This window comes from Staphylococcus sp. LKG4-2, from assembly GCF_050955665.1.
Taxonomy (GTDB): domain Bacteria; phylum Bacillota; class Bacilli; order Staphylococcales; family Staphylococcaceae; genus Staphylococcus; species Staphylococcus saprophyticus.
This window is the reverse complement of sequence record NZ_CP194532.1, coordinates 297365-319177: the sequence shown is the minus strand read 5'-3', so window position 1 is coordinate 319177 and position 21813 is coordinate 297365. Positions and strand designations below refer to the sequence as shown.

17 protein-coding genes and 4 pseudogenes are annotated in these 21813 nt (G+C 33.6%); 10 read left to right on the top strand and 11 right to left on the bottom strand.

What is annotated here, in order from left to right; all coding sequences use genetic code 11:
• Nucleotides 1–96 precede the first annotated feature (96 nt).
• From ACM6UH_RS01480 to ACM6UH_RS01470, 3 genes are read left to right on the top strand one after another with little or no spacing between them, the layout of a single operon-like run.
• The gene (locus tag ACM6UH_RS01480) at nucleotides 97–528 is read left to right on the top strand and encodes a glycosyl hydrolase 2 galactose-binding domain-containing protein (RefSeq protein ID WP_063488880.1); all 432 of its coding nucleotides are present in this window, start codon (nucleotides 97–99) and stop codon (nucleotides 526–528) included.
• Between the two features lie 34 nt (nucleotides 529–562).
• Nucleotides 563–1198 carry a hypothetical protein gene (locus ACM6UH_RS01475; protein ID WP_063488879.1) on the top strand — a complete coding sequence of 212 codons (636 nt, stop codon included), beginning with the start codon at nucleotides 563–565 and terminating at the stop codon, nucleotides 1196–1198.
• Nucleotides 1199–1224: 26 nt separating this feature from the next.
• Entirely contained in the window at nucleotides 1225–2616 is a 1392-nt protein-coding gene (locus ACM6UH_RS01470; protein ID WP_176720952.1) for an FAD-dependent monooxygenase, read from the top strand.
• A gap of 468 nt (nucleotides 2617–3084) precedes the next feature.
• On the opposite strand, the pseudogene ACM6UH_RS01465 reads toward ACM6UH_RS01470, so the two are convergent.
• Nucleotides 3085–3282, bottom strand: a pseudogene (locus ACM6UH_RS01465) (CatB-related O-acetyltransferase); the annotation flags it as partial.
• Complete coding sequence (locus ACM6UH_RS01460; protein WP_256112268.1) at nucleotides 3213–3608, bottom strand: hypothetical protein; 396 nt, start codon at nucleotides 3606–3608, stop codon at nucleotides 3213–3215. The pseudogene ACM6UH_RS01465 and the gene ACM6UH_RS01460, both read right to left, overlap by 70 nt.
• 798 nt (nucleotides 3609–4406) lie before the next feature.
• Here ACM6UH_RS01460 and ACM6UH_RS01455 point away from each other — a divergent pair.
• On the top strand, nucleotides 4407–4991 hold the full coding sequence (locus ACM6UH_RS01455; RefSeq protein WP_048787118.1) for a TetR family transcriptional regulator: 585 nt from the start codon (nucleotides 4407–4409) through the stop codon (nucleotides 4989–4991).
• Nucleotides 4992–5269: 278 nt separating this feature from the next.
• Here the strand turns inward: ACM6UH_RS01455 and ACM6UH_RS01450 are convergent, their stop codons facing one another.
• The gene (locus ACM6UH_RS01450; protein ID WP_371806938.1) at nucleotides 5270–6073 is read right to left on the bottom strand and encodes an alpha/beta hydrolase; all 804 of its coding nucleotides are present in this window, start codon (nucleotides 6071–6073) and stop codon (nucleotides 5270–5272) included.
• 269 nt (nucleotides 6074–6342) lie between these two features.
• Between ACM6UH_RS01450 and ACM6UH_RS01445 the strand changes: the two genes are divergently transcribed.
• Nucleotides 6343–7071, top strand: coding sequence for an NAD-dependent protein deacylase (locus tag ACM6UH_RS01445; protein ID WP_048787119.1), 729 nt, complete (start codon nucleotides 6343–6345; stop codon nucleotides 7069–7071).
• Nucleotides 7072–7236: 165 nt separating this feature from the next.
• Here the strand turns inward: ACM6UH_RS01445 and ACM6UH_RS01440 are convergent.
• The 5 genes and pseudogenes from ACM6UH_RS01440 to ACM6UH_RS01420 form a co-directional block, all read right to left on the bottom strand.
• Nucleotides 7237–8532, bottom strand: a pseudogene (locus ACM6UH_RS01440) (LLM class flavin-dependent oxidoreductase).
• 281 nt (nucleotides 8533–8813) lie between these two features.
• Nucleotides 8814–9221 (bottom strand): YbgA family protein, encoded by a 408-nt coding sequence (locus ACM6UH_RS01435; RefSeq protein ID WP_048787120.1) that lies wholly within the window; start codon nucleotides 9219–9221, stop codon nucleotides 8814–8816.
• Between the two features lie 72 nt (nucleotides 9222–9293).
• Nucleotides 9294–9956: an ABC transporter ATP-binding protein gene (locus ACM6UH_RS01430; RefSeq protein ID WP_048787121.1), complete on the bottom strand. Its 663-nt coding sequence runs from the start codon at nucleotides 9954–9956 to the stop codon at nucleotides 9294–9296.
• 18 nt (nucleotides 9957–9974) lie between these two features.
• On the bottom strand, nucleotides 9975–11024 hold the full coding sequence (locus ACM6UH_RS01425; protein ID WP_069805282.1) for an ABC transporter permease: 1050 nt from the start codon (nucleotides 11022–11024) through the stop codon (nucleotides 9975–9977).
• A gap of 310 nt (nucleotides 11025–11334) precedes the next feature.
• Nucleotides 11335–12473: pseudogene (locus ACM6UH_RS01420) on the bottom strand (MFS transporter).
• Between the two features lie 201 nt (nucleotides 12474–12674).
• Here ACM6UH_RS01420 and ACM6UH_RS01415 point away from each other — a divergent pair.
• Both ACM6UH_RS01415 and ACM6UH_RS01410 read left to right on the top strand, forming a co-directional pair.
• Nucleotides 12675–12845 (top strand): annotated as a pseudogene (locus tag ACM6UH_RS01415) (LysR family transcriptional regulator); the annotation flags it as partial.
• An 87-nt stretch (nucleotides 12846–12932) separates the two neighbouring features.
• Nucleotides 12933–13565 (top strand): LysR family transcriptional regulator substrate-binding protein, encoded by a 633-nt coding sequence (locus tag ACM6UH_RS01410; RefSeq protein WP_011302086.1) that lies wholly within the window; start codon nucleotides 12933–12935, stop codon nucleotides 13563–13565.
• A gap of 367 nt (nucleotides 13566–13932) precedes the next feature.
• Here ACM6UH_RS01410 and ACM6UH_RS01405 read toward each other — a convergent pair whose 3' ends face one another.
• Genes ACM6UH_RS01405 through alsS form a run of 3 tightly spaced genes read right to left on the bottom strand, consistent with a single transcriptional unit; the run spans nucleotide 13933 to nucleotide 17982 of the window.
• A complete protein-coding gene (locus ACM6UH_RS01405) occupies nucleotides 13933–15537 on the bottom strand; it encodes an L-lactate permease (protein ID WP_011302085.1) in 1605 nt (534 codons plus the stop codon).
• Nucleotides 15538–15554: 17 nt separating this feature from the next.
• Complete coding sequence (gene budA / locus ACM6UH_RS01400; protein ID WP_002511818.1) at nucleotides 15555–16259, bottom strand: acetolactate decarboxylase; 705 nt, start codon at nucleotides 16257–16259, stop codon at nucleotides 15555–15557.
• 58 nt (nucleotides 16260–16317) lie between these two features.
• Complete coding sequence (gene alsS / locus ACM6UH_RS01395; protein ID WP_011302083.1) at nucleotides 16318–17982, bottom strand: acetolactate synthase AlsS; 1665 nt, start codon at nucleotides 17980–17982, stop codon at nucleotides 16318–16320.
• A 751-nt stretch (nucleotides 17983–18733) separates the two neighbouring features.
• Between alsS and lqo the strand changes: the two genes are divergently transcribed.
• The 3 genes from lqo to ACM6UH_RS01380 all read left to right on the top strand — a co-directional run bounded on the left by lqo (nucleotide 18734) and on the right by ACM6UH_RS01380 (nucleotide 21798).
• Entirely contained in the window at nucleotides 18734–20230 is a 1497-nt protein-coding gene (gene lqo / locus ACM6UH_RS01390) for an L-lactate dehydrogenase (quinone) (protein ID WP_433911984.1), read from the top strand.
• 39 nt (nucleotides 20231–20269) lie between these two features.
• A complete protein-coding gene (locus tag ACM6UH_RS01385) occupies nucleotides 20270–20371 on the top strand; it encodes an SE2200 family small protein (RefSeq protein ID WP_019468545.1) in 102 nt (33 codons plus the stop codon).
• 563 nt (nucleotides 20372–20934) lie between these two features.
• Nucleotides 20935–21798 carry an ATP-grasp domain-containing protein gene (locus ACM6UH_RS01380; protein WP_256112273.1) on the top strand — a complete coding sequence of 288 codons (864 nt, stop codon included), beginning with the start codon at nucleotides 20935–20937 and terminating at the stop codon, nucleotides 21796–21798.
• The last annotated feature ends 15 nt before the right edge of the window (nucleotides 21799–21813 follow it).

Below are 21813 nucleotides of genomic sequence, written 5' to 3'. Positions count from 1 at the left end.
CAATACATTTTTAGATTTTACGCCACTTTATTTTTTATTATGAATTATAAAAGTGCTAAACTTTTATATATCAAGATATTTAAGGAGATGGACACAGTGAATGTAATTGACTTAAATGGTACTTGGACATTAAATAATCTCACAAACACAACACGTTTCCACGATATGCCTGTCACAATACCTGGTAGTATCGTAACCGGAGCACTTGAAAATAATTTAATCAATCACCCCTGTTATGGAAATAACGAAGACGCAATTCAATATTTATTTAATGATCATTACAGTTTTTCTAGGACGTTTACTTTAGAAACCGAGGTATTAATGAGTGAGCAAATTCTATTAAATTGTGAAGGTCTCGATACGTTAGCAACGATTTTCATCAACCATACCAACGTATTAGAAACGGATAATATGTTTCGTCGTTATAAATTTGATATTAAGCCTTATGTCGAACTTGGTGAAAACATTATAGAAATCCAATTTTACTCTCCAGTACAGTATTTAAAAGAAATAAAAACTGCAAGGTGAAAATGGCTTAGCTTACTTAAGAAAAGCTCAATGCATGTTTGGCTGGGACTGGGGCATTAAATTGCCTGATTTCGGTATATGGAAATCGATTGCGATTGAATACGGCGATTACATGAACATACCACCTTTTCTATTTACTCAGACACACCATACACAAACAGTTGAATTAAATGTACGTTCAAAAAAAGCTATTGACGAAGCCACATCTTTAACATGCACATTGTACGATCCCAACAATCAGGCTATCGAATCTATTACGATTAACAATAGTCATACATTCAAGCACACTTTCATAATTGAAAATCCACAGTTATGGTGGCCAATAGGTTACGGTGAGCAACCGTTATATACTGTGGACGTTGAACTATATACAGGTAACCAATCCATAGATCACACAAGCTATTCGATTGGCCTAAGAACGGTCAAATTAAATCGAGACAATGATGGAGACGGCTCTAAATTCGAATTTATAATTAACGACACGCCTGTGTTTATTAAAGGTACGAACATGATTATTGAAGATGCCATTTTAACGCAATCACGTCGCTATAGTTTAACAGCCCAAATTAAAGATTGTGTGCGTGCAAATATCAATTGTATTCGTGTGTGGGAGGCGCCTACTACCCGTCAGACCTTTTCTTTGATTTGTGCGATCAATACGGTATTTTAGTTATCCAAGATTGTATGTTTACGAGTATGTCTTACCCAACAGATATGGATTTCATGGTCAATGTGACTATGGAACTGATTCAAAATATTGAACGCATGGCACATCACCCAAGTTTAATATTGCTATTTGGAAACAATGAAATCGATATGACCTATACAATGTTAACAAGTGATGGACCTCGTACCGCACAGACACGAGATTTCTTCGAGGTATCGAAAATCACAGATGAAAATATGAAACATATAATGCAAACACGCTATAAGACGCTATTTCTTGAAACAATACCTGATATTACGAAACGGAGTGCACCACAAGTACCTTACGCTCATTCATCTCCAAACAGGAAATCAAACCATACGTCTAAGTCCATTTTTGATTACGCTAAGGATGGCGATTTTCATTACTATTTAGCTTATGATGGCCAAGCACCTTACGAATCTATCAAACAACTTCATGCACGTTTCATTTCAGAAATGGGCTTTCAAAGTTATCCTGGTATGAAGACGATTGACTCATTTTCCAAAACAAGTGATCAATCTCCCAATTCGTCAGTGATGTTGACCCATCAAAAATGTAAAGATGGCAATCAAATTATTGATAATTATATGCAAGCCGAGTTTAAATTAACTGAAGATTTTACAGATTATGTATATTTATCACAAATACTTGCCGGTATCGTGATGCGCTATTCAGTTGAACATTTCCGTTCAGAAAATGATTATTGTCGTGGTGTGCTACTATGGCAAATGAATGATTGTTGGCCAACCATTTCATGGTCTGGGGTAGATTATTATGGTCGATGGAAAGCGCAACAATATTTCACTAAACGTTTCTATGCATCTGTCCTTCCAGTCATTCACATAAGCCATAAAAGTGTAAACATGACAGTTGTTAACGATTTAACGCATTCATTTGAAGGACTTTTTACATGGCAACTTAAACATTATAATAACCTTTTAAACTCTGGAGAAGTGCCTGTAACAGTCACTGCTAATCACCATTTCCAATTATCTGGACTTCATTTAAATGATTTAGCAAATATACCCTTGAACGAACTTTATTTTGAATATCAGCTTTATGATAATACTGATAATATAATTGCAAATGGTATTGAATTATTTGTAAAACCTAGTTGGCAACGTACACCTGGTGTTACGCTACTCGGTGATGCTGCGCATTTAATGGCACCATCTGGAGAAGGCGCAAACCTAGCAATGTATGATGCAGCAGAGCTTGGCAAGTTAATTGTTGAATATCCAAATGATATTGAACTTGCACTTGAAAACTATGAACATGCCCTATTTAAACGTAGTGCCGCAGAGGCCGAAGAATCTCATGAATTATTAGACTTGTGCTTAGGTCAAGATGCACCCTATGGACTGATTGCATTGTTTGAAGGTAGTAACGAACAAAACTAATAGAATTATAATTAAAATTTAGCTAAAACTTCAATACACACACTATAACCAATACATTCTAAACTTAATCCTTTCCAGCCCGAAACGGGACAGCAAACCTGATTTAATTCAGCTGCTGTCCCGTTTGTTATTAAGTAAAGTATTATATGTATAAAATTAGCAACTAATTATAACATTCATAATTGACCTTGATTCCCCTTTGTTAACTCGCATATTAACAAATAAAAATGGTACACGAAACCAATTAATAGGACTCCGTGTACCATCTTCACTTTTATACAATTCATACATCCATATTTGAAATTATTCCTCTGAACTTTTTTCAATATCTAAAAAGTCTTTTACTGATATGGTTGTAGGACGAAATGGCTGAATTTGATTTGTAGACACAAGTTTTTCTACTTTTTCTAAAAATACCTCAATCGAATCGTCTGCAGTCACGCCTTTGAAATCTGCAAATCCATATTGCCACCATTTTAATTTAAGTAATCTTTCAATAATATGTGCTTCAAATCGATATCTTATTACTTTAGCGGGATTACCACCCACAATTGCATAAGGTGGCACATTTTTGGTAACCACTGAACCAGCTGCTACTATCGCACCATCACCGACAGCGATACCTTTTGAAGAAAACAATACATCTTGTCCAATCCATACATCATTCCAATAACTATCGGTTCCATGCCACCGACTGTTGAGGGGCGATGATCGAATTCAACGCCTGCCGCATCAAGATAGTCATTAAATGCACAAGTATTTTTACTGTAAGTTAACATTGACGTTGTAAAACGTTCCATCGGGTGATTGCCAGCCATTCTTCTAACTTGAGCAGCGATTGAGCTATAGCGACCAACGATTGTATTAGCTGGTAATTGACTATTCGTTGAACTAAAAGCACCCATAGTATGAAACACATTTCCTACAAAAAATATTGCATATTGTTCAATTTGTGCATAATTTGCTACTTTTAATGGGTGGTTATTTGACAACCTGAATTTTCCTTGCGCACTCGACATGGTATAAACATTATTATCAAAAAAGAGTTCCTTGTATGTTGGATTGACGTTGAATGTATTACAAGCATGCGATGATGTATCCACTAAATTATCTGTAAAAAATGTAATTCCCTTAATCTCTGTTGACATTACAAACCTCCACAATGATTCATTACTTAAGGTATATGTGTCCGTATGCATCTCTATAATATATAAGCCAGGTCATATTATTCCTTAGATTAATATTAAATTATTTTTTAGTTGTTTTCTACCTTAAATTGGTGTTTTACGAAAGATATATCCAATAAAAAAGACTAACCGCTTTTAAATTGAGGTGCGTCATTTGTATATAAGCTTGTTTGCCCTTTATATATTAAAAGCAATTATTTAAAATATGATTTTGTGTAAAACACTATAATGATAACATTGAAGTGAGCATCTCCTAGCGACTGATATAATGTTTTATAAAATCGTTTAATTCTTGAAGCACTTTCTTCTCCTTGTGATCAGACATCCCTATGACGCCTTTTTAAATCAAATTATTCTTTACTAATATTTAATTTATTAGCTAGAGTAATTATTGTTCAAGAAATTTGTTTAATAATAAATGTATTATGCATAAATTATCACAATAATATTTCCCGATAAAAAGATTTTTGACAACTAATTATGTATCATGTGTGTATAATTGAATCATAACAAATAGAATCAATTATACAATTCATAAGTAGTACAATATGAGAAATAATACTCATTTTATTGAAAGTGGGTTATAAGAAAGGTGTAATCACGATGGATTTACGTATTGTAAAAACAAGAAAGACCATTAATGATAGTTTTTATGAGCTTTTTGAACAGAAAGATTTTGATAAAATTACAGTAAAAGATATTACAGAACACGCGCAAATCGGGAGAAAAACATTTTATCTACATTATATTGATAAATATGACTTATTAGGCCGTATTGTCGATAAAAAATTCGAAGCGCTCGAAGAAATTTGTGAAGCCAAAAAAGAACTCGGTATGCAACAGGGAGTTAAAATTTGGTTTGCGTTTTTTGAAGAAAACAAAGCGTTTTTCACAAAACTTTTCAGTATCCAATATTCTGATAAATATAAGAAAAATTTGCGTACTTTTATGGAAAAAGAATTCGAGAAAAAAATTCCTTATGAAGAAGGCTTAAATCAAAAATTAGATGACTATGTATACCTTACATTTATTAGTAACGGCATGGTGCGCCTTATCGATTTATACCTCAGTGCAGACTCACCATACCAAGAAACATTAATTTCCGAAGTTTCTAAGTTAATGCAAATCATTACTGACCCGAACATAGGCTCAGAACAAGAAGATTGTCTGATCCTTAACAACTTATAATAAATATGTTGCTAAACTAATAGCAACCAACTCATTACACAGCCTAAACATAAAAATACATTACGTGAACACCTTTCACGACATAATGAAAAGTTAAACACTTAGACCTCGCTATCTCTACTTTGAAGCTTAACAATGATAATACGACAAAATATAAAAGACCTAGAAAACGCACTTTCCATGCATTTCCAGGTCTTTTATACTGTATAATTTATCCATAACAATAAACCCAATTCACACTTTATAAATTTTCAATTCTAACCCTTAAATGTTTAATTTTATGATGTGCCCCATAAATCCTTAATAATTTCATTAGCGACATCTCTATTCTCGTGTAATTGGCTATGTTGTGCCTGCTTACCATGATATTTTGATTCTTGATAACTTTCCGGACTACTGCCCAATAAATATTTCAATGACTTTGAAGAACTGTTCGATACACGACCGTCAGAGTGCGTGCCGTCTTCAAGGTCACCATAAATATTCAACACTTTAATCTGTTTGCCTTGATAAATTGCTTTCAATTCACGCAATTGCTGATACGGTGGATTCATACGACTTGGTTTCCCTTCTTTATCCACACTAATTTCATTAACTTCTTCATTCATATTTAAGACACCATTAAATGTTCCCGCAATATTTACTTGTTTATTCAAACGTGGTAGGGAGGCATTGTTACCATAATTCAGCATATACGTCGCAAATGATAAATTTCCCATAGAGTGACCTACAAAATTGAATTGCTTGAATTGATATTCCTTTTGTAGGGCTACCAGAACATTTTTAAACCATTTTGCATTTTTATCGTAGTCACCGTCTTTATTATTTTCCAACTCAACTTTCACTATAGGGTTGATGGCATTTTTGTTTAACTGACCTTTAAAGGTGACGTTACCATTTTCAGATACCACTGCGGTGATGACATCGTGAGTGACGCCTTTGTTTTCAGCTTGTTGTACCAGGAACTTCTCTGAATTGGCACTGCCACCATACCCATGTAAAAATAATGTAGGTATCGGATGATTCACGAATTTTGAGTGTGTTACCTGTTTTGATGGCTTTTGACTTACAAAGACTGCCATCACAATCCCTACTACAATAACTATCGCTATGATACTTGCTCCCCAAATCCACAATTTCTTCACTAAAATAACCTCGGTTCTCATTTTAAACCCATTATAAAGCATGCTTCATAAAATTGTCTTGTATCTGACGAACCTCTTTTGAACATCATTTAAATTCTCTTATATTTGCTAAAATACTTTCTAAAATTTAAAATTATATTAAAAGCGCAACGCATATTACTCGTATTTGCATCATATTATTTAAAATTTCCAATGGAGTGAGATAAATGAATCAAAATATTGAACACTTAAAAAAGATTATTAAAGATGCGAATCAGATTACATTTTTCACAGGTGCTGGCGTCTCTGTCGCAAGTGGCGTGCCTGATTTTCGATCTATGGGCGGCTTGTTTGATGAGATTTCAAAGGAAGGCTACGCTCCAGAATATTTACTAAGCGCTGAATACTTACAAAATGATCCAGAAGGATTTGTTGATTTTTATCATAAGCGCCTACTATTGGCAGACAAGCAACCTAATGTCGCACACGAATGGATTGCTCAACTTGAACACCATCAACGTTCATTAGGTGTTATTACTCAAAATATCGATGGACTGCATACAGATGCTGGAAGCGCGAATGTTGACGAACTTCATGGAACCTTAAACCGCTTCTATTGTATCCAATGCGAACATAAATATGATAAAGCCACAGTGATGGCAAAGCATCTACGCCATTGCAAAACATGTGGTAGTCCAATCAGACCCGATATTGTACTTTACGGTGAAATGTTAGATCAACAGACTATTTCTAATGCGATTCAAAAAATTCAAGCAGCTGACACCTTAGTCGTCTTAGGTTCCTCTCTTGTAGTTCAACCTGCAGCAGGTCTCATTTCTTATTTTGAAGGTCAACACCTTATTATCATTAATAAGGATGCAACGCCCTATGATCGAGATGCAGATGTTGTTATTCACGATGACATGGTTGATGTAGTTAACGCGATTCGTGATTAATGAAGTTGACTAAAGGCTATATGTTGCGTTTGAACATATAAAAAAGAGAACGCGCTTTTAAACGGTACGTTCTCTTTTTGTTTATTTTTTATATGCAAATACCTTCTAATTAATATCGAAATGGATGCGATGTCGTCACTTTTTCTAGCTTTTTATCTATCCATATTAACTATGTATTTTTTGATTTAATCCCAACTTTTCACGTAAAGTCCCTTCACTATAAGCCGCTTGAATCAAACCTCTTTCTTTTAAAATCGGAATCACTTTATCGACAAATAAATCAAACTGCGTCGGATTGAGCGGTGGCATAATATTGAATCCATCTGCTGCACCACTTGTAAACCATTCTTCCATTCTATCCGCTACATCTTCAGCAGTACCAACGACGATATGATGCCCTCTTGCACCAGCAACGTGCTTCATTACATCTTCTAAAGTATATTCATTCTTCTTCGCTGTATCTTTGATTAAGTCTACACGACTTTGTATATTGTTTCCTTTTTCTACTTCAATATTTTCAAACGGTGTATTTAAATCGTAATGACTTAAATCTGTATCACCTAAATAAGAAGATAATAACTCTATTCCCATCTCTGGCACAATAAGATTTTGTAATTCTTGGAATTGCGCTTCCGCTGCCTCGCGTGTTTCTCCAATAAATGGAAAAATACCTGGCATAATAACAATTTCATGTGCATTTCCGTGCTTTTGTTCAACTTTATTTTTCAAATTATGTGCAAACGTGATTGCATCGTTGATATCATTTTGCGCTGTAAATACAACTTCTGCATGTTTCGACGCAAATTCTGTACCCTTTTCTGAAGAACCTGCTTGTACAAGTAATGGATAACCTTGAGGTGATGCTTCAATATTTAATGGGCCTTTTACACTGTAAAATTCCCCCTGATAATTAATTGGTTCTGGCTCTTTTTCACCAAAAAAGCCTCCTGCAGCATGAAGATGTTCCGTATTAACGCCACGCCAAGAACTCCATAATTGCTTAGAAATATTCACAAATTCTTCGGCTTGATCATAGCGTAAATCATGATTTGCATTCGTAGTGCCATTAAAATTCTTCGCTGTATAATTAATACCTTATGTAACAATATTCCAACCCGCTCTGCCATTGCTGTAATGATCTAAAGACGAAAAGATTCTCGCAAGGCTAAATGGTTCTGAAAATGAAGTAGATCCTGTCACAATCAATCCAAGATTTTGAGTTTCTCTAGCTACAATAGACATTAAAGAAATTGGCTCAAACATCGTAAACATATCTGGATGCGTCTTGTTATCAAGATATAAACTATCAGACACAAATAGAAAATCAAATTTAGCTTGCTCTAACGTTTTTGCTTGTTCAATGGTTTTCGTTAAATTTATACCCCCACGTTCTAATGCATCTGGGTGTCTACTACTCGCAACATGGTGACCAAAACCAGTTAAAAAATATCCTAATTTCATTCTTTTCATCTTTATCCCTCCACACACTTATTATTCCGATTGGATTAATAGGGGTAATATTACCATTCCATTATTATAGAGTCAATTAGTTATATAAACAGCATATGAAACAACTTTTTTTAAATTTAAAACAAAAATAATGATTGATGCTTCATATGCACCAACCGTTATGATTAAGAAACTTTATATTGTAATGACATTAAAATTATCGCCCATACCATCGACTAAATCACACAGCGTATATCATAAACTTGAATCAACCATCACGTTAGCAAATCATCCTATTTAAATGATCTATTTGCGATTGAAAAATTTTTGATTAATGTGGATTCCTTGAGATACGTAACATCATAATATCTTGTCATACAATAGATAAAGAAAATGAGCGTATGTGTATCGATTCGATCTAGTAAGTATTGTGCCTTCAGCTTTTTAAATAATGCTTTCTCTGAGGCGCTACAAAACTTTTTAAAATAACCCCATATATGGCTAAATGTATTGATTACCGAACCTTTGCTAGGCTGTATGGACAGTGCATGATCAATTGCTTCTTCAACATCTCTATATTCACATTGCCCTTTAAGCATTTCTCTAATCTCATTATAGCTTTGTTGACTATGCCACATGACCTCATATTTATATGCTTTCCATAACAATTCCATTTCATGCCTATGTTTGATTATGCTCATCCCCTTATTTAGAGATTATAACTTTAACTTTCACAATAATTTAATATCACCGTACCCATATTAAACCGTTATTTAAGTATGTGTTAACACGCCATCTTCCATATGATAAACCTTGTCACAATAGGATGTAAGTCGTTCATCATGTGTAACCACAATACACGTTTTATTTTTTTCTGATGTTTGTGCTTTTAAAATTCCCATGACTTCCATCGCATTTTGTGTATCAAGCGAAGCCGTTGGTTCATCCGCTAAAATAATCGAAGGTTGTGTATATAGCGCTTTAGCAATGGCTACACGCTGCTTTTGCCCACCAGAAATTTCACTCGGCAGTTTATTTTCAATTGCTTCGAGATTGAGTTGTGACATCAACTGCTTATATTCAGTTTGACTTAATACATCTTTCTTTTGTTTAGCCAATAATTTAAACTGCTGTTTCACCGTTAAAAAAGGCACCAAGTTAGTTGCTTGAAGTATAAAGCCAATCTCCTGCATCCGCGTGTTTGCTAATGCTTTCTGAGACATCTGGGAGACTTCCTTACCATTAATGAGAATCTCTCCAGACGTCGGTGTTTGAAGTGCGCCCGCCATAGTTAGGAAAGTACTTTTCCCAGATCCTGAAGGTCCTATAATTGCAATGAGTTCAGTTTGATTAAATTTTAGTGAGGTAGGTTTCACAGCTTCTATTTTTTGGTTTCCATCTTGGAAATATTTCGTGACATTTTTAAATTCTAGCATTTATTATACACTCCTCATTTACCCTATCGCTTTCAGTGGATCAACTTTTCTTATCGTTAATATGGAGAATAGACTACCTATTAATGAAACAGCGATAAGGACAACCCCATAAATTAATAATGTTGTGGCGCTAAATTTAATCGGTACCGCACTCGGCAAGAACGCTCCTGTAATTATGGTCAATACCAGTCCAATGACCGTACCAATCAAGGCAATGATAAACGTTTGCGACAACACTACTTTGGCTAAATAACCATTTGAAAAGCCTTGTGCTTTTAATACACCAAATAAATTCGTTTTTTGTAATGTAATGACATATAAAAAGATGCCAATAACTGTAGCAGAGATGATAAATAAAAATGAAATCATAAAGTTTAACGTTAAGTTTTGCGCTGTATAACCTGGTAAGTTTTTAACGAAACTTTCGATACCAATCGCTTCTAAATTATGATTTAAATCTTTAGACTGCCAATCTTTATCTTTTACAACAACCGCATTCGTCTTATCTTCAGTTAATGACGGATTAATATTTTCAATGGTTTTGTTATTTGAAAAAAGTACCGGAGAAGCATTATATTTAGCACTTTCACTAAACCCAACTATTTTTAACTTTTCGTCGGATTGTGATAGCGATAATGTATCACCTAGTTTGAATCCCTTTTCTTTTAACGTTTCATCAACAACGACTTCATTATCAGCATTAAATTTCTTTCCATCAATCGTATTCGGCACGAGAAAAGAATCATCTGTTACGCCAAATAGCAATGCATTTTCTTCATTATCTCCATTAGATACAATGACACCGGATTGCTTTAGCGTTGTTTGTTTTTTATATGTATCTGCAACATCCTTTTTATCAAACATTGATTGTTCAACCGTTTGATTCGCATCTTTGTTTAAAATGATGGCGTCTGCTTGCCATTTATCAATACCTTCTCTATTCATATTCATTAAACCACTTGCCAAACCTGATAATAGGAACAGCAAATAACTAATCATAATTAAGACACCGATAATCAGACTAAATTTCAATTTGTTACGCTTTATTTCATTCCATGCTAAAAACATAAACAACCTCCTTTCATTTATCTTATAATTTTTATGTATTTGTATTAACAACTACTGTATATTCAGTGTACCAACTAAACAACTAAAATTACAGCTTTGTACATATCGTAAACTGATTGCGCTTGTATAACATAAATAGATGCTCAGACTTTAATCAATTTGTTAGCAGCTGTATTATGTGTAACCATTTAAAATATATAAAAATCCCCTCTCAAGTTTGCACTTATATGTGCCATCATTGAAAGGGGCATATGTTAATTAAATAATTCAAATTCTTGAAAATGGATTCAATATTTCACGAGGGGCATGATTATGCTTTTGACACACTCACTTTTCTACCATGTATGAAGCGATAGATAAAGAAAGTGACAATTAATAATACAGCTATTACTATATACATATTGCCTAACCCGATCTGATTAGTAAACAAACCTAGTATATAGGGCCCAAATCCTAAGCCTAAATCTAAACCGATAAAGAATGTTGAGGTTGCTCGCGCAATTTTTTCTTTTGGTACGACTTTGACAGATACCGATTGAGACGTAGACGTGATATTACCATAACCTAATCCTAATAAAGCACCACCAATTAATAACATCCATGCTGAATGTGAAAATGCAATAACTAAGAAACAGATAGCCTGAAATATAATACTAGTGTATATAACTATATTTTCATTTTTTGCATCCATTAATCTACCACAAACTGGTCTTGAAAAAATTGAGACGATTGCATAGATAACGAAAAAATAACTTGAAGCTGTAATTAAGTCTCTCTCTTGCGCAAAAACTTTAATATAATTAAGAATAGAAGAATAAGAAAGACCAGGTATAAACACGATAATGGCAATTGGAATGGCTTCTTTCGCGATAAAATCTGAAACCTTAAACCCTTTATCCTCTGCTGTTCTAGCAATTGTTTCAAAAGGTACTTTCATAAATATTGCCAAAATCAATGAAATAAAACTCAATACAAGATTAAGTCCAAAGATGACTTCTATTGAATATTGTTGCATTAACAATAAACCTAAAAATGGGCCAATGGCTACACCAAGCACCATACTCAAACTAAAAAGCTGATACCTTCACCTTTTTTAGTTTCCGGTGTTATATACCCTGCTATTGATCCAGTTGAAGTTGTACAAATCCCAAATGAAAATCCATTAATGATTCTAACAATAATTAAAAATAATAATGAAGATTCTACAAAATAAAAAACACTCGTAATTGTAAATAATACAGTTCCAATTAAGAGTACCTTTCTAGGTCCTAAACTATTGATATATTTCCCCATAACAAATCTACCCATCAGTGATCCGACTATAAATAAACCTGCTACCAGCCCAGCCGAACTATCTGAGGCATTAAATTGAGACTGCGCATAGCCTGCAATTAAAACAATCAGTAAATACATATTCAAATTAACCAAAAAGTTAACTACAAAATTCATCGTGAAATTTTTTGTCCAAATTCATTCCATATCCATTGTACTATTTTCCATAAAAAATTGACTTCCTTTCTAGTTACAGTGCCTTCCCCTTAAGAATTAAACGCAACATATATATTGTCTGCTCATATTGACTAAATGTAAAATAGTTTTTAGTATATATAACATATAAGTAATTACTTATGTCATTAAGGAGAGAGCCTTATTAACCGTAACTATAAATATATTGAAACGATCATCAATGAAGGAACAATAACCAAGGCAGCCAATAAACTCTATGTTTCCCAGCCCTATCTCAGTAGTTTTATCAAAAATATTGAAACTGAGTGGAACATCATTATTTTTAATCGTAAAAAACATCCCATTACCTTTACGCCCGAAGGTCAACTTTATTATAAATATCTACAAGAACAAGAGCGACTTTATCATGATGTAACGCGAAAAATCACTAATATTTCAAACTTGAATTCCGGTTTTTTAAACATAGGTGTTACACCTACATTAGCGTTCCATATACTACATAAAATTCTGCCTAAATTTATGAATCTTTTTCCTAATATTAAAATTAACTTAATCGAAGGTAATTCCCAAGACATTGAAAAACAAGTACTAGAGGGTAAAGTCGATTTATGTCTAAATACACTACCATTATGGAATAAAAATATTCAATACACTCAAATCTATACGGAACCGATATATTTAGTTGTGCCACCTCAGCACCATTTATATAAAAGAATCCAACAAAATGAATTAAATTCCAATGAAATCATGTCACTCATATCTCACGATCACTTTATCATTCTAAAAGATAGATACGGACTTAAACAGATCATCAATAAAGTTCTAGAAACATACAACATTTACCCTAATATTATTTTAGAAACTTCAAACGTAGACAATGCCGATCGCCTTGCAATTTCTACAGGCGTCCTCACATTTATACCAAGTAGTTCTACTGAACATAATAGTGACGCCATTTACGTTGAATTAAATCAATCATTTACAAACACAGTAGTGATTGGTTATAACAAATTAGAAAATTTAACAAAAGCAAGTGATCAATTCATTGACTTAACACTTAAACAATTTAACTAAACCACTGCTAGCCACACCTATATTTAATTTTAAAAAGCGATAACTAACACAATTTTTATAGTTAGAGTTGGTGTATCGCAGTTAGCATTTTTGTCCAAATAAAATTGAAAATGTGTATAGAATTGATTGGGGAATCTTTAGCATAAATAATACTTTATATACAGCAAAACTTTGAGGAACACAAAAAACACTAAAGTCGTATGACAAAACGCCATCGACTTTAGTGTTTTTTAATTGGTTTTATAATAAATATTTTCCAGGAAATAATCTATGCGGTATTTCCACTAACTTTTTAACTTATCATACATGCTCATATAGCTAAGTAGCGAGCATGATATGCTTTAATTTCGGTCTTTTCAAATTCATTTTATGAAATAAATAAACTACAAATAAATGTCCAAATACAAACGAGAATTAACAATCCGATACTGAAACGCATTGCCATTTTCATCAGTTCTGATTCTTTACCTACTTTATTAACTGCTGCTGTAGCGATAGCTATAGATTGTGGTGATACAATCTTAGCAGTTACACCCCCAGCGACATTAGCTGCAACAAGTAATGACCCTTTTGTACCAATTTGTTCAGCAACAGAGGCTTGAATTGGCGCAAACAATGAATTATTGTTTACGACGGATCCCGTCATAAATACACCAATCCAACCAAGTAGTGGTGACAATAATGGGAAGGCAGCGCCTGTTTTAGATATGCCTTGTCCCATAGCATTACTTAATCCACCATATGTTGTAATTTTAGATACTGCTAAAATGAAACAAATGGTTAACACTGAAATCCATAATTCTTTAACTGTGAGACCCAGTAAATGACCAGCCGTTTTAAAGCTCATATTTTTCGCAATAATAATTGTAATGATCGCTGTAATTAAAATCGCTGTACCTGTTTGAGCAAAGAAATTGAATGTCAGTTCATTCGGTTTATTAGTCACAGCATTCATCGTACCCGGCACATTAAAGTTCACAACAAGTGCACTTAGGGCACCACCTTTTTCAAATAAACCTTTAAATGCTGGTAAGCTCCAGATCATCACAACAATCGTTAAAATGATAAACGGGCTCCATGCATAAGTGATGTGTCCAATAGAATGTTTAGGCACGGCATCTGCTTTTTCATCTTTATTAATTCTGAAAATATTTTTAGGTTGCCATTTTTTTGAGAACAATGCTAATGCAATCATTGCTACAAGGCCAGGGATAATATCAGCCAACTCTGGTCCAGCAAAAGCTGCAATAAGCACTTGTAAAACTGTGAAAGTAACTGCCACAACTAAAGTGGCTGGGAAAGTTTCTTTCACACCTTTAAAGCCATCCATAATATACATTAATAAAAATGGCACAACGAAACTAATAAAACCTAACGTTAAATTACCAATTAACGCTACTTGAGATGTTGTTACACCACCTGGCAAATTCAAAGTATCCACGATAGCAATCGGTATACCTACCGCACCATAAGCACCTGCTGCTGCATTACTTACTAAACAATACATCGCAGCTTGCAAAGGTTTAAAACCTAATTGTGTTAATAGTACCGCACAAATGGCAATAGGTACGCCAAAGCCTGCAGCACCTTCTAAAAATCCATTAAATACAAAGCCAATCAATAATAATTGAACACGTTGGTCTCGTGAGACACTCGCGATACTATCTTGAACAATAGCAAATTGGCCGCTTTTTGTAGCAATTTTATATAACCAAACTGCCATGATTACAATAAAGCCTATTGGGATAATCCCTTGATAAAAGCCCTCTAAAGTAGCGCCGCCTGCAATACTTCCTGGTAATTTAAAGAAAGCCATAGCAACAATAATTGTAACGATTAACGTTGTAATTGCTGCATAAACACCTTTCATTTTAAATACAGTCAAACATAATAAAAATAATATAATTGGTATTGCGGCTACAATACTTGAAAGTAGCAGATTATTAAAAGGGTTAAAACTTTCAACTAACATATTTGCTCGCTACTCCTTTATTCTGCTTGTCTTATTTCTTTTGCAATATCTTTGTAGTCAATATCCGTATTTGTAAATGCTTCATCATCGACTGCAAAATGTTGTTCAAATGTTTCAAAGTTTTGAATTTCTACCGTAACATCTGAAACTTCAAAATCCAATACGTGTCCGCCAAAATTACGGTCATCATTAGCGAAATGAACATGGAAACCTGCTGAACCAATACCATGGAATAATTCTGGTGTAAAGAAGCCTACAATAGAACCTTTGATGTTTTCTTCAATTTGTTCAGGTTGTCTATTCGCTGAGTTAATCAATCTTGTATATGGTGGTTCTTGTCCTGGCATCATACGTACATGCATTTTTTTAAATGTTCCTGAAATTTTAACAGCAGAGAATAAATTTTCACTTAACATTTTTTCTTTAACTTCATCATAAACTTCTGCTGAAGATTTATTGCTCGTGCTATACGTTTTATCAGGTGTAAATCTTGATACGGTTGCATATGGTGATAATTCGTCACCTTTCAATTCTACAAATTCTTTATGTTCATTGGCATGATAAGCTTTACCATCAACGATAATCACTTCACCATCTGAACCTGTTAAAGTCGCAATACCAATGTCTCCATGTTTTAATAAATCATTGATTGAAGCAGTACCTTGTAAAAGGCCTGCCATCAATGTACCTAGTGTGCCGTGTTGATATAGTACGTTAGTCATAACTTTATTCACTCCTATTTTGATAAATAATTAATCATTTTCGCCGTTTGATTCGATATTAGTTAAAAGCGTCAGGTAACATATTTGTTGAAAGTTTGACATTATCTTTGTAATTCACTGGGATATCAATTAATACTGGTCCTTCAGTTTCGTATCCCTCTTTAATTGCCGCTTCTAATTCTTCTTGATTTGTTACACGTAAGCCTTTAGCACCAAATGATTCAGCATATTTAACGAAGTCTACTGAACCAAAGTCTACGCCTGAACTACGTTCATATTTCATTTCTTCTTGGAATTCAACCATGTTATATTTACCGTCATTCCAAATTAATTGAATGATATTAAGATTTTTACGTACAGCAGTTTCTAAGTCTTGTGCTGAGAATAAGAAACCACCATCACCAGCAACGGATACAACTTGTGTATTAGGACGTACTAAAGCAGCTGAAATAGCCCATGGTAACGCAACACCTAACGTTTGCATACCATTACTGAATAGCAAGTGTCTTGGATTGTAACTTCTAAATTTACGTGCCATCCAAATATAGTGACTACCTACGTCTACAGTTACTGTTGTATCATCTGATAATACTTTTTGCATTGACTTAATGACTTCAACTGGGTGTAACACGCCATCTTCATGTGTTGGTTTGATACCAGTTGATTCAAGTATATGCGCTCTTAAAGTTTCTAATTCGTCTAAATGTTTTTGACTGATAAAAGGTTCATCGACTTTGTCAGAAATAAGTTCGATTGTGCCAGCAATATTACCAACCAATTCTTTTGCTGGTTGCATATGATTTGTAATTTCCGCTTGAATTTCATCTATATTAATAATTTTAGTATCTAATTCTTTATTCCAATTGCTCGCTTCATATTCAATTGGATCATAACCAATCGTAACAACGAGGTCACTTTTTCTTAATAATTCGTCACCGACTTGGTTACGGAATAAACCAACACGACCAAAGAAATGGGATTCTAGTTCACGACTAATCACACCCGCGCCTTGGAATGTTTCTACAACTGGTAAATTTGTTTTTTCAACTAATTTACGGATTGCATTCGTTTCGTCTGAACTTGAACTTCTCATACCTGCTAATAATACAGGGAATTTCGCGTTTTTAATCGCTTCAATTACTTCATTAACATTTTGTTCACTTGGCACACCTAAGCTAGGTTTTTGGCAAAGTGCAATCGCTTGTGATTCAACCGGTGCAGAAATAACATCTTGCGGTATGCTTATGAAACTTGCGCCATTTTTACCTGAAGTTGCAGTTCTCATCGCATTTGTCATAACTTCTGATAATGACTCTGGATCTTGAACTTCTTCACTATATTTTGTTGAAGATTTTAATAATGCTGCATTATCAATACTTTGGTGTGTTAGACGTAATAAATCGTTACGTTTAACTTGGCCACCTAATGCTAATACAGGGTCTCCTTCTGATGTCGCTGTTAAAAGTCCAGTCGTTAAATTACTTACCCCTGGGCCACTTGTTACTAAGGCAACACCTGGTTTACCTGTTAAGCGTCCAATACCTTGTGCCATCATTGCCGCGTTTTGCTCATGACGCGTTACAATAAGTTCTGGGCCATCATCTTCAAGTGCATTGAATAAATAATCGATTTTAGCACCTGGGATACCGAATACATATTCCACACCATTATTTTTCAAAGTATTTATTACCATATTTGCTGCTGTATAATTTTTGTCAGCCATTTTACATTCATTTCCTTTCAACATTTAATGCAAAAAATCATTAATCATTGCAAGCAATTTAAATTATTCACTTAACAATGTATTAAAAATTTAATCTCATTACATTATTATGAAAAATTCATATTTAATACTCTAAATTAGCGCCGTTCACATTTAGTCCTATACCATGGCATGTCATAACGAATGATTTGCGCTGTAAATTGATTACATACTTATTATAAAACGCTGCAACATATATATAAAATACATATTATCTATCTAACCCATAGAAAAAAGTAATGGTTAGAACATGTGAAAGTTGGATAATTTGCGTGTATATGGATAACTATTATATAGGAAGTTTTTAAAATAGCTGTTATCTTTCCAGTTGCTCATATATTGATACTTGAAAAATTAAACTCTCCTATTTAGTACTTACACGCGTGCGTGCATAAATAAATGTACATATATTTTAATAGTTGTGTTTGTTGAAGATTGATCGGGGTAAAATTACATAGAACTATAATTTTTCTATATTTAATTAGCAATGCTATATTATGGAATGTTTGTAAATTTTCTGTTTAAATGAAGTTATACATCAATCGAATAACAAAAAAGATATTTAAAAAATTTATTTCTCTCTATGTTTTAATAGTAGAAATAAAAAAGATTCCATATTAGAATGGCACCTATAAAAAATATGTATTTTAATGATAGGTGATTTAGTATTATACTATAGTTGCAAGTTGAGATAAGGAAAGGTGATTAGATAATGGCTACTAACAAAGAGTCAAAAAGCGTTGTAATAATCGGCGCTGGGGTATTAAGTACTACATTCGGTACAATGATTAAAGAATTAGCACCAGAATGGGATATTAAATTATACGAGCGTTTAGATCGTCCAGGTGATGAAAGTTCTCACGAGCGTCATAACGCTGGTACAGGACACGCTGCTTTATGTGAATTGAATTATACAGTTAGACAACCAGATGGTTCAATTAACATTGAGCAAGCGAAAGAAATCAATGAACAATTTGAATTATCAAAACAATTTTGGAGTCATTTAGTTCAAAACAAAACAATCAATAACCCTGAAGAATTTATTCGTCCGTTACCACACATTAGTTTTGTAAGAGGTAAAAATAACGTTCAATTTTTAAAAGATCGTTATGAAGCTATGAAAGAATTCCCAATGTTCGACAATATCGAATATACAGAAGATATTGAAGAAATGAGAAAATGGATTCCATTAATGATGCAAGGTCATAGTGCAGGTGACATTATGGCAGCTAGTAAAATTGATGAAGGTTCTGACGTAAACTTTGGTGAACTTACTCGTAAAATGGCCAAAAACTTAGAAAAACAACCTAATGTAGATGTTCAATACAACCACGAAGTAATGGACTTTAACCAACGTAAAGACGGTAAATGGGAAGTTAAAGTACGTCAACGTAACAGTGGTAGTGTAGAAACACAACTAGCTGATTATGTATTTATTGGTGCAGGTGGTGGCGCAATTCCACTATTACAAAAAACAGGTATTCCTGAAAGTAAACACTTAGGTGGATTCCCAATCACTGGTCAATTCTTAATCTGTACAAATCCAGATGTTATACAAGCACATGATGCTAAAGTATACGGTAAAGAACCTCAAGGTACACCACCAATGACTGTACCTCACTTAGATACACGTTATATTGATGGTGAACGTACATTACTATTTGGACCATTCGCTAGTATTGGACCTAAATTCCTTAAACAAGGTTCTAATTTAGATTTATTTAAATCTGTTAAACCATATAACATCACAACTTTATTAGCATCAGCAGTTAAAAACTTACCATTAATTAAATATTCAATTGATCAAATCTTGATGACTAAAGAAGGTACTATGAACCATCTTCGTACATTCTACCCAGAAGCACGTGACGAAGACTGGCAATTATACAATGCTGGTAAACGTGTTCAAGTAATCAAAGATACACCTGAAAACGGTAAAGGCTTTATCCAATTCGGTACAGAAGTGGTTAATTCTGAAGATCATACTGTAATTGCATTATTAGGTGAATCTCCAGGGGCTTCTACTTCAGTATCAGTTGCATTAGAAGTATTAGAGAAAAACTTCCCTGAATATAAATCAGAATGGACACCAAAAATCAAAAAAATGATTCCATCTTATGGTCAATCATTAATTGAAGATCCTGATTTAATGAGACGTACACGTCAACAAACTTCTAAAAGCTTAAACCTAAACTATTATAGTAAATAGTAGTTTAATGCATAATAATTTTAAAGGATTGTGAAAAAAATGAAAAAACTATTAGTAGTTTCAGTAATCGGCGCTATCGGTTTTTGCGCTTTAAAACGTTATCAAAAACACGTGAATAAAGCACCGAATATCGAATATTAAAAACAACTAACAATTGTAGGGCTTCAATTGAGAGTTTAGAACGACCCCCACTCTTAATTGTAAAAAGACTAATTCGCTTGAGCGAATTAGTCTTTTTTTATATTTCCAATCTTCTTAATCATGCTTCGAATTTCATTACACTTCTCTCAAACCAATTCAAAATACTCAAATTAATAAAATTCATATTTCCCAAAATTCATTCCAACTATATTCCAAATATAATTTTATATAGTATTATTTTTATATATTAATCATTTCATAAAAATTAGGAAGCTCATATGACAGAATATCTATTGTTATTAGGTGCAGATTAGTTTTTAAGAGAACGTGCTTACGCTGGTGGCAAAGCAATCGGTGATTTTCAAATATGGACAGCAATTCAAAATGCAAAATATAAGTACAATGCGTATTTTGATTTTTGCATTGATTCCAATCCTTTAAGCTATGAAGAGATAAAGAAAGAGATAGCATATTATCAAATTCAGGGGTACGAACCAAAAAGCATCGTCCCTTTAAATGATTGGACATTAGAAGTAGCTAATCAATTAAATCGAGACTACGGTTTGCCTTACCTTGAACCAAAGGTTATTAAAGCTTGCAGAAACAAGCACATCATGAAATCCTTATTTGAAAAAGCAAACATTCCTACAGCAAAGTCGATACAATTTAATGATGCAACAGAATTGAAAGAATGTATCAAAGAATTTACTTTCCCAGTAATTATAAAACCAATGGATTTTGGAGGCAGTGGTGGGGTTTACTTAGCAAATAACGAAAAAGAATGCATGGATGCCTATAGAAAATCGAAACAAATTATGGAGACTTATGCTGATACCTTTCATGTATCTAAAAATAAATTTCTGATTGAAACATTTATTGATAGTGATGACGAAGTTTCAGTTGAAGTGTTGTGTGGTCATCATTTTTATGAGGTCATTACAGTTACCGAAAAATATTTATCTCCCAGACCATGGTTTACTGAAATGGGTCATTTAGTCCCAAGTCACAGATATAAAAATGAAGATATTAAAAACCTTGCAATCCGCACGTGTCAGACTTTAGGTATTACGCGAGGCGTTGCTCATGTGGAAATAAAAATCAAAGGCGACCAACTCTACGTCATAGAAGCTGCTGCTAGACCTGGTGGTGACGCTATAATGGACTTAGTTGAAAATGCTTATGATATGAACCTTTATCAACTCCATATTTCTATGTACATTAATAATAAAGTTAAATCAGCAGATATATTCACACCAAAACGTACGTCTGCTATCGCTTTTATGAAAGCTAAAAAAGGTAAGATACAAAATATTAACTATCCTGATATAGCCAATGATTCTGAAATAAAAAAAGTAAATTTATTAAAGGGCATTGGAGACAATGTAACCGATCCTGAAAATTGGAGCAGTCGTGAAGGACTTGTGTAGTTTAGCTGGCCTGAA